Annotated in this window: 6 protein-coding genes; 3 read left to right on the top strand and 3 right to left on the bottom strand. The window is 65.1% G+C overall.

Features of this window, described 5'->3' with window-relative positions; all coding sequences use genetic code 11:
* Nucleotides 1-23 precede the first annotated feature (23 nt).
* Entirely contained in the window at nt 24-1,259 is a 1,236-nt protein-coding gene (locus tag ACPCUW_RS28695; protein ID WP_423428257.1) for an IS30 family transposase, read from the bottom strand.
* 131 nt (nt 1,260-1,390) lie between these two features.
* On the opposite strand from ACPCUW_RS28695, the gene ACPCUW_RS28690 reads away from it, so the two are divergent.
* Together ACPCUW_RS28690 and ACPCUW_RS28685 are read left to right on the top strand one after the other, a co-directional pair.
* On the top strand, nt 1,391-1,699 hold the full coding sequence (locus tag ACPCUW_RS28690) for a hypothetical protein (RefSeq protein WP_423428256.1): 309 nt from the start codon (nt 1,391-1,393) through the stop codon (nt 1,697-1,699).
* Nucleotides 1,666-2,313: a RibD family protein gene (locus ACPCUW_RS28685; RefSeq protein ID WP_423428254.1), complete on the top strand. Its 648-nt coding sequence runs from the start codon at nt 1,666-1,668 to the stop codon at nt 2,311-2,313. Before ACPCUW_RS28690 ends, ACPCUW_RS28685 begins: the two co-directional genes overlap by 34 nt.
* A 66-nt stretch (nt 2,314-2,379) precedes the next feature.
* Here the strand turns inward: ACPCUW_RS28685 and mobF are convergent, their stop codons facing one another.
* Both mobF and ACPCUW_RS28675 read right to left on the bottom strand, forming a co-directional pair.
* The gene (mobF, locus tag ACPCUW_RS28680; protein WP_423428253.1) at nt 2,380-6,498 is read right to left on the bottom strand and encodes a MobF family relaxase; all 4,119 of its coding nucleotides are present in this window, start codon (nt 6,496-6,498) and stop codon (nt 2,380-2,382) included.
* A 783-nt stretch (nt 6,499-7,281) separates the two neighbouring features.
* Entirely contained in the window at nt 7,282-7,947 is a 666-nt protein-coding gene (locus ACPCUW_RS28675; protein ID WP_423428252.1) for a hypothetical protein, read from the bottom strand.
* Between the two features lie 215 nt (nt 7,948-8,162).
* On the opposite strand from ACPCUW_RS28675, the gene ACPCUW_RS28670 reads away from it, so the two are divergent.
* The gene (locus ACPCUW_RS28670) at nt 8,163-9,383 is read left to right on the top strand and encodes a helix-turn-helix domain-containing protein (RefSeq protein WP_423428250.1); all 1,221 of its coding nucleotides are present in this window, start codon (nt 8,163-8,165) and stop codon (nt 9,381-9,383) included.
* Nucleotides 9,384-9,572 lie beyond the last annotated feature (189 nt).

Below are 9,572 nucleotides of genomic sequence, written 5' to 3'. Positions count from 1 at the left end.
CTGATTCCCGGGGCCGGTTCTAGTCAACGTCGCAACACAGACGGATTCTCGGCGGCTAGCAGAGCGGTGAAAAGTTCTGCCGGGCAACGGTCTTGAAGGACGTGCCGGGGGCGGTGGTTGAGTTCGTCCTCCACGGCCAGCAGATGCTCGGGCGTGTGGATATTGAGGTTGATCCCCTTCGGAAAATAGTCGCGCAGCAACCCGTTCGCATTCTCGTTCGAACCGCGCTGCCATGGGAAATGGGAGTCACAGAAGTAGATTGCGGCGCCCAGCGAGCGCGCGATCGTAATGTGCCGGGCCATATCGGTTCCTTGGTCCCAGGTGATCGACCGCAGCAACGCCGACGGCAGATCACGCATCCTGGCGGTCAGTGCCGTGTGCAGAGATTCGCTGTCGCGGGAGGACAGATGTAGTAACCGGACCATGCGGGTCTGGCGCTCGACCAGCGTGCCGATCGCCGAACCCTGGTCCTTTCCAACGATGAGATCTCCCTCCCAGTGACCTGCTTGGGTGCGGTCTTCGGGCCGAAAGGGACGGTCGTGGACGGTGAGCATAGGGCGTTGGAATCGCGGGCGACGACGGTCGACCTTCTGGTGAGCGCGCCGATGATCGCGACCGGTGCGCAGCGGCGAGCGACGGTGCGGTGCAAGCGGCGAGGGCCGCAACAGGGACGATCCGGGCTGGTAGACGGCCTGATAGATGGTCTCGTGGCACAACCACATTCGCGGATCGCTGAGGAATCGTTTCCGCAGATGCCGGCTGATCTGCTGTGGGCTCCACCGCTGCGCCAGCAGTTCCGCGACCAGCCGTTGCAGTTCGGGGTGGGTTTCGAGGCGGCGACGATGCCGTCGAGCGCGCCGCGCGGTCGCGCGTCGATGTGCTTCAAAGGGGCGATATCCTTTGGTCTTGAACGCATTTCGTCGTAGTTCCCGGGAGATCGTCGACGGTGATCGGCCCAGCTGGGCCGCGATCGCGCGGATGCTCAGGCCTGCCTGGCGTAGATCTGCGATCTCGATCCGCTCGTCCTGGGACAGGAACCTGGCGTCGATCTGACGTACTGCCAACCGGTCCAAGGCCGGCACGAACCCGACGACCTTGCCGTTGCGGTAGGTCTTGTAGCCACGCGACCAGTTGGCGCCCGCGGTCCGCGACGCTCCGACCTCGCGAGCCGCGCGGAGAATGCTCCAGCCGCGAGCCCTAAGTTCCATGAACCGTTGACGTTTGGCCGACTGCGGGCGGCGCCCCGGCCCCTTCTTCACGCGACGCGACGAGGGCAACACAACCTCCAGAACCTACGGGAGTGTTGCGATCACCGGTAGAAACCGCCCCGGAACGACCGGGTCACCATTCAACCGAAGTTGACACCGTTTCGAGTTCCAGGACGAGGCCCGTGACACGCGCCGCCGCAGAACAGTTCGACGCGGCGACAGCCCGTATGCAGTCCGGCTATCCGCGTGACCGTGGTGTGTACTTGGCGCGGGCTGCGGTGGCGCATATGACCGCGGGGGATATCGAGCCGGCGGCGTCGGCGGGGAAGCAGGCTCTGCGGATTGGCATTGCCACCAATTCGGGCCGGATCATGGAGCCGGTGATCACGCTTGCGGCGTTGATGGATCCGCACAGCACCCAGCCCGGGGTGGGCGAATTCGTAGAGGAGTTCGAGCAGTGGAAGGTAGCGAGTTGCCCAAGCCGTATGTAGTGCTCTCGGTGGCAGTGAGTGTGGATGGCTATATCGACGACCTCGTTCCCGAACGCCTCTACCTGTCGAACGAGGCGGATTTCGATCGTGTCGACCAGGTACGTGCCGGATGTGATGCCATCCTGATCGGGGCGGAGACATTGCGGCGGGACAATCCGCGTTTGATCATCAAGAGCGCAGACCGTCTCGAAGCTCGCGCCGCCGCGGGAAAGCCCGCGCATCTGCAGAAGGTCGTGGTGACGGCTTCCGGCAACCTGGATCGTGAGGCGAAGTTCTGGCACCACGGCGTGGAAGAACGCCGTCCGATCGTCTACACCACGGACGCGGCAGCGCTGAAGCTGCGTGAACGGCTCGGCGACCTCGCCACAGTCGTAACGCTCGGCGACACAGTGGATTTCGATGCTCTGCTCGATGACCTCGGCACGCGCGGCATCGGCCGGGTGATGATCGAAGGTGGTACCTCAATACACACCGCAGTACTTGCCGCCGGATTGGCCGACGAACTCCATGTCGCTGTCGCGCCTTTGGTAATCGGGCAGGGGGATGCGCCCCGCTTCGTCAACCGGCGGAGTTCCCTGGAGGAACTCGCCGACGGATGCAGTTGGCCGACGTGACCCAGATCGGGGATGTTGCGCTCATTGGATACTTTCCGAAAGTCACGTCCACAGACGGCTGACAAGTTACAAGCCGAGGTCGGTGATTACCGATCTTTCGGGGACCTCATGCTCACTGCCGGTAGCAGTTTCGTACTTGAGCTCCCCAGTGTCAGGCAGTGCGGCCTCCACCGCCGAGTCAATGGTAGAACCCGCGGATGGGATATCGACACCGCCGGAGTCGCCGTCGGCGGCGGCCTCTGCACTGTCCGTTGGTGCGTGCTCGTGTAGTTCGAGGCGGTGCCAGAGGGCTGCGGCGGGCATGTCGTCGGGGAGGGGGCGTTGTGCGGCGGCGCTGGTGAGGAGGGTTTCGATGTCGTGGCCGGCGTCGGCGGCGGTGTCGAGGTGTTGGGCGAGGACGGGCCACCAGGGGTCGGTGGTGAGGCGAGTGTCGATGCGTTTTGCGAGTGCGGACCAGGTGTGGGTGGCGGTGTAAAGATCGCCGAGGGCGTCGGTGACTTGGGTGTTGAGCCGGTGTTGATGATGGCGTTCGGTGGTGGGGTAGCGGCGTGGTCCGGTGGGGCGCAGGTCGGTGTCGGGGATGTGGTGGGCTGCGCGCCAGACGGCGAGTTTTTCGATAAGGGAGGGGTTTTTGAGTAGTGGTTGTGCCCATGGTGGGGCGGTCGAGGGTGTCCATGTTCTGGTGTCGCTGGTGATTTGTTCGGTGAGGGTGGTGATGATTCGGGCGCGTGCGTCGAGGTGTTCCCTGAGCGGGGTGTCGGTGATGTGGTGGGGGTGCCGGAGTGTCCAGGGCAGCGGTCCGGGCTGGGTGGAGTGTGTTCCGGTGGTGTCGAGGCGCCAGTCGAGGACGGCGGCGGGGTCGTGGGCGGTGTCGAGTTCTCGTTCGGCGGCCGCGGTGCGGAGGGCTTGGACGGGGTCGTGGCCGGTGAGGGCGAGGGTGGCGAGGTGGTGGCGTAGGACGGTGTAGGCGGGTGCGTCGGTGAGTCCTGGGAGGAGGTTGTCGGCGGCGGTGTCGATGTGGTGGAGGGTGTCGGGGCCGAGGGTGTGTTCGACGGCGATGCCGGTGGCGTCGAGGTAGGTATCGATAGCGGGGCCGAGTCGTTTGTGGGGGTTGAGGGTGTCGCGGAGGTGGTTGTGGGCGCTGGTGTGGGTGGCGTCGCGGGCGAGGATGTGTTGCAGCACTTCGGCGCTGGTGCGGGAAAGGATCGCCGGTTCGATCCAAGGGGAGGATTCAGCATGGTCGGTGGTGGTGGGGATGTATGCGTGGTTGGTGTGGATGCCGCGGGTGAGGGCGACGTAGAGCTGGTTGCGTGATTCGCGGCCGGTGAGCACGGTGTGGCAGGTGTCGGTGGTGATTCCTTGGGCGGAATCGAGGGTGAGGGCGTAGCCGAGGCGGACGTGTTCGGCGACGTAGCCGGCGGGCAGCAGTGTTGTGGCGCTAGGTTTTCCGTTGTGGGTGTGGTGGGTGGCGGTGAGGCTGCCGTCGGGGTGGACGGTGGTGATGGTCCAGCGGTAGCCGTTGCGGACCCAGTCGTTGTCACCGAGGGGGAGGCGGGGGTTGTTGCGTCGGGTGCAGATGATGTCGCCGGCCGAGGCAGCGAGCCCGTCGGCGAGGACCACTTCCGGGCCGGGATCGGCGGTTGTTCGGGTGAGGCGGTCGGTGCGGGCGCGAGTGTTGAGGTCGGTGACGATGTCGTGGGTGGCGGCGAGCATGAGCGTGTTTCGGCCGTGGTGGTGGTCGGCAAACCATGCGGCATACGCCTTGTCGGCGACCGCTGCGGGGGTGCCGGAGTGGATGCGTTGGTGGTCGAGATAGAACCCGAGCGCAGCGGGGTCACCGTCGCGCAGCATGAGACTTGCGCGGGCTTCGGCAGGTGAGGTGAACCGCACGACCGCGGTGAGAGTGGGTGTGGTCGGGTTGTGGGTGGTGTCGATGCCGGTGCCGCCGGGTTCGATGGAGGGCAGTTGTTTGTCGTCTCCGAGGCAACGGATGGTGGCGTCGCGGGTGGTGAGGAATTCGAACAGGCGCAGTCGTTTGTCGTCGCCGAGCTTGACGTGTTCGTCGACGATCACCAACGTGCGGTCGTTGATCTGCAGCATCCACTCCGTCACTGACGCCGGGAACTCGGCGCCGGCGGTTGCTTGTTCGGGTGTTCGGGGCTGGATTCGGTCGAGAACGTGCAGGAGGCGGTCGACGGTTTCGACCCTGGTGCCGGTGTTTTCGGCGAGGACCGCGGCTGCGGCGGCGGTGGGGGCGAGGCCGAGGACGGTGCCGCCGGAGGCGTGCCAGGCGTTGACGAGCACACGCATGGCGGTGGTTTTGCCGGTGCCAGCGGGCGCGTTCGCGACCGCGATCCGCGCGGGAGACGTGGCGAAATGCGTGACGAGCGCGGTCTGACCGGTATTGAGCTGTGCGAGGTTATGAGCGGGATCGGTGTTGTAGGCGTCGATCGCTGCGGTCACGAGCTCGGGCGGCAGGGTGCGCGCGCCGGGCTGTATCGAAAGGTCGAGGAGGCGTTGTTCGGTGCCGAGCCGGCGTGCGGAGGTGTAGGTCTGGCTGCCAGGAACGGTGTAGACACTCGTGCCGTCGCGGCGTTGGAAGACTGCCGGTGGATACTGGAGAACGGGTTCGGCGGTGACATCCGCGTCGCCGCGGGGGAGGGATCTGGTGGGTGATAGTGCTTCACGAACCACGGCATCCACCACTGATGGCCAATGTGTCGGGTGAAGGTAGCCGCGGGTTTGGCGTTCGGTTTCGGCGCGGATGTGGTGGTGTTGCCATACCGAGCGTTGCCCGGAAACGACGGCGATGACCTCGTCGGCGGTGCAAAAAATCCACGCCTCGTCGATCGTCGGGCGAGCACCTGTGCGGAGATTGAGCACCGAGAAGACCGTGTCCTCGACAGCCTTCGGTCCGCCTAGCAGTGCCGCTGCTTCGTTGTGCCAGTCGTGGCGTTGTTGGGCGTAGGAGCGGGAGAGGTGTTTGGCGGGGCGGGTTTCGAGGGTGGCGCGCTCGGCCAGGGCGAACAGTTCTTTCGGGGTCGGTTCGCGCCCGAGCTGCTGTTGAAACGACACCGCGAGCGAGTCGAGCCGGTGGGAGATGGCGGCGTCACGGCGTGACCAGTGGTGGGCCAGTTCGGGTGGGATGCCAGTGATTTCGCGAATGGGCCGCTTGTTGGGTGTGGGGGCCGGTCGTTCAGCGAAGCCGATGCCGAGGCTGGTTTCGAGGTGGTGTTCGAGGCGGGTGTTGTAGATCTCGCTGACGACGACGAGGTTGCGGTAGATGTGGGTGGCGTCGAGGCTGCGCCATTTCCCGTCGAGGGTGCGGACTCGGTTGGCGATGAGCATGTGAGTGTGCAGATCGGGATCGCCCGAGCGTGATTCGCGGTGGGTGAAGCGTGCGGCGATGAGCCCTTCGACGTCGACGTGCCGCACCCCGTGGGTGCCGAGGCGGGTATAGGTGGCGTTGTTTTCCAGCCAGGCGATGGCGTCGTCGACGGCCGCATTGTGGGCGGCCTGGATAGTGTCGGCGATCGGCTTGGGGGCGATGGCCCACAGCGCGGAGACGCTTTTGACGGGCGAGAAGGTGATGTCGAACCCGGCTACCGCTGTCGATTGCGGGCGGGAGATGCGGGCGACGAACCCGGACAGTTCTCGGTCGTCGAGCGGTGCGCGGTCGTAGTTCTCGACGAACATCGCTGTCGCGACCTCGGTGCGGATGCGGGCGCGGGTGTCGTCGTCGATGGCGGCGTGCGCGTCGAGTCCGTGGGAGAGGTTGTGTTCCCTATATGCCTGGGCGCAGCGGGTGCGGAAGGTGTTGTCGCCGTGGCGGGCGGGGAAGGCTTTGCCGAGTCGGCTGGCTTGTTTGGCGGCGTGGACAGCGTCTTTGGGTTTGGCGCCCTTGGCGATCGCTTCGGTGACGATTTGGTATTCGATGACGGTGGCGTTGGGGTGTCGGCCGAGGCCGAACAGGCATCGCATCTGGTCTTCGGTGACTTGGTCGCCGGCTGTGATGTCGAGGGCGGCAAGGCCGGTGCCGTGCCAGGTTCCGGGTGCTTCGCCGCGGGTGGAGTAGTAGTCGGCGAGGCTGGATGTGCCGAGGTCGGTGGCGTCGGCGGCGGCTACCTGGCGTTGGTAGTACAGGTAGCTGGTGCCGGCGAGGATCTTGTGCAGCGTCGCTGTCACGTATCCATCAGACACCCAACGACATTCGGGATGCGAGGGCTGGAAGGGAGGTAGTTTGTATCAATTTGCGCCGTTTCGCCATGTTGTAAGGAAATTCTCAGCCAGGGTGCAAGAGGTCTGCGTGTGTTGAGTGGATATGGGGGTGAGGGGTTATGGGGAGTTGGGGGTATGGGGGTTATGTGTATGAGTGGAATGTGTGGGTGTGAATGTGTGTGGGGGTGAGAAGGTTTGATGGGTGATTGTGTGTGAGTAGCTGTGTCCGGACCTGCGCTTGGATGCGTTCTGGCGCGGCCCAGTCCAGCTACGCCTGCGTCTTCTCGTCGAAGGTACTGTCGAAACCGATCTGCTCGGCATCGCTCACGTCCGGCTCCCCTCGTCGATTGTGTGCTGGTCAGATTAGCTCGGGTCACTGTCACCGTCCGTTGTCTGTTCGTCCTCGATGCGCTGGCGTATCTCGACCACTGAGCGGCCTTTCGGGATGCGCCTCGGCCAGCAACACACACCGACGAAGACGGCGAGCAGCGTGGCCACGGCGACTGCGCAGAAGAGCCACACCCCGGTCACGGAAAAACCCACAACCGTTCACAGGGCAGCCGGGGATATAGCGGATCCGGCGTCTCGAAGGTGACGCTCACGGCCGGATAGTCGATGGTCCAGTGCACGGCGAATCGCGCGGCGGCCGATATACATGCGACGAACCTCATTTCGTGCGTGCTCGGGACTGTGATGAGGACACAGAGACCGATGTCCGGCTCGTGTGGTCGCGGCGATTCGGGTTGAGCCTCAGTGGGTTCGGTGAAGCTCATCGACCCGCTGGTGCTTCCCGATCGCGGAGTACTCGGTCAGGCCGACCAGAACGTCGAGCAATGTCTCCAGGTCGACACCCTCGGGTAGAGGAGCGTCGGTGTCGGGTTGCGCGCGGAACCTGATACCGCGGGCGGCCGCTCGCTCACGTGGGGTATCGACCGGCGGAACGATTCTGCCCGAGCGGACAAGGAAGTTGTACGCGCTCGACTTGCGTGCGCAATCGGTCGCGTGGCACTTCAAGTGCTGCTGCATGATTCGTTGCGCCGAATCGACCGAGAGTGGCTGTTCGGGGTGCGCGTGGGCGGTGTCGTCCGGACTGGGCGCCGACGCCGCCCAGGTCGCCGGAGGGCAGACCGTCTCCAGGTCGAACTGCTCGCACACCCGGCTCGGTGTGTGGCCGACGGTCTCGAGGTCGTAGACGATCACCGCGTCGGCGCTCAGGCCGGAGGCCAGACCGAGTGCGTAACCGATCGGGTCGGCGCGGTCTGCTGGTGGCCGCACCGTGTAGACGTAGACGTAGCCCATGCGCTCGGCATGGCGGCGGATCTGATCAGCGTGCTCCGGCGCCCGCGCGCCCGATACGTCCGCGCGAATTATGCCGATAGCGGTGGGAAGCAAAGTATTCCATGTCCCCGATTTCATGCCCTGTCCTCTCAGCTCGTCAGGAGAAAGAGGGCCGCCGCCGGGGTGGTCGATCGACCGGCGTCACGATCTTGGTGGTCGACAACCGCTGAGGGCAATGCATGGAACCGGCGGCAGGCCCGCGCCTAGGTTGGACGCTCAACAAGCCGAGACTGTCCCGCAGCGGGACACGACCGATAGCATGGTGTTTCAGTGCCCGCCACGAAAGAGCGCAGATGTCCGAATTCGAGCACGTCGAAGACCGATTCATCGGCCAGCAGGTACGCAAGATCCGCGCTCGTCGCGGAATGACTCAACAAGTCCTCGCTGACCGTGCGGGGCGTAGTCGCGGCGCGATCGCGAAGTACGAGAGTGGCGAGCGTCCGGTCGACTCACGCCGAACTCTGCTGGCGTTGGCCGCCGCTCTCAACGTCACCATCGGTGATCTGACCGGCCACGATGACGAGAAACTGAATCCCTCCGGAGCCGGTTTCCATTCGAGGGTGCCCGAACTCGAAACGGTGTTGTGGTCGAAGGGGAACGTCACGGATACCGCGCCGCCACGCAGCCTCGAAGAGTTGGCATCGCTGGCTGAGATCGCGACCAAACTTCGCCACGACTGCGACTACGAGACTCTGGGTCCGATGCTGGCGCCGATGTTGACCGACAGCTATCGCCATGTGCGCGATGATGGTTCGGAACGTGCATGGGACGTCCTCGGCACCGTGGCGTACGGGGTCGCGTCGGCGTTGCGGGCGCGCGGCTACCACTCGCTTGCATGGAATGCGGCACAGGAAGCGGAGCGGGCTGCGGAACGCGCCGGCGGGGCGGCGCCGAGGGCTGCCGCCGCGTTCGTTCAGGGGCAGATCCTGCTGTCGCGTCCCGACGCGCTTCCGGCGGCTCTCGCAACGATCACAGGCACTGCCGAGAAGCTGTCGTGCGAGGTGCGCACCGTTGGCGAGATCGAGACGTACGGGATGCTGCATCTGCAGGGGTCGATTGTCGCCGCGACGATGGGCGACGATCCCGAGCCGCACTTGGCCGAGGCGGCGGAACAAGCTCTGAGGCTGTCGCAGGCAGGTCCGAATACCTCAGTGGCACGGAACAAGTCGTTCGTTCCAGCGAACGTGGCCCTGTGGCGCATGTCGGCTGCGATGGAGCGCCGGGAGCCTGGTCGTGTGCTGGAGCTGGCACCCGGTTTGTCGCCCGACCAGCTGCCGAACGAAGGCCGGCGCGCACAGTACTTCGTCGAGATCGGCCGCGCCTACGCGATGCAGCGCAAGTATCGGGACTCGTTGTACGCGCTGTTGCGGGCAGAGCACGCGGCGCCGCAGCACGTGCGGGGCATGACGCACGTGCGTGAGCTGGTTGGTCACATGATGCGGGCCGCGCGTCGTGATCTGACGGCGGGCGAGCTGGGCAAGTTGGCTCAGCGCGTCGGCGTGGTGCCGGTCTGACGCTGCGTATTCGTTGGGGTCGGATGCAGCGGTGCAGCCATGAGCTGCCCTGCCCGTTGTCGATCTCGATCGTGAATTCGCAGAGTCCGGGCCGCTTACCGTCGGTGACACGTGCCCAGCCTCGTACTATCCTGGTGAGGTTGAGTCCGCCAGCCGATTCCTGCCCATTTACAACACGATCAGGCTGTA

This window comes from Nocardia sp. AB354, assembly GCF_049538315.1.
Taxonomy (GTDB): domain Bacteria; phylum Actinomycetota; class Actinomycetes; order Mycobacteriales; family Mycobacteriaceae; genus Nocardia; species Nocardia nova.
The sequence above is the reverse complement of the archived record's forward strand: the minus strand, read 5'-3'. Positions and strand labels throughout refer to the sequence as shown.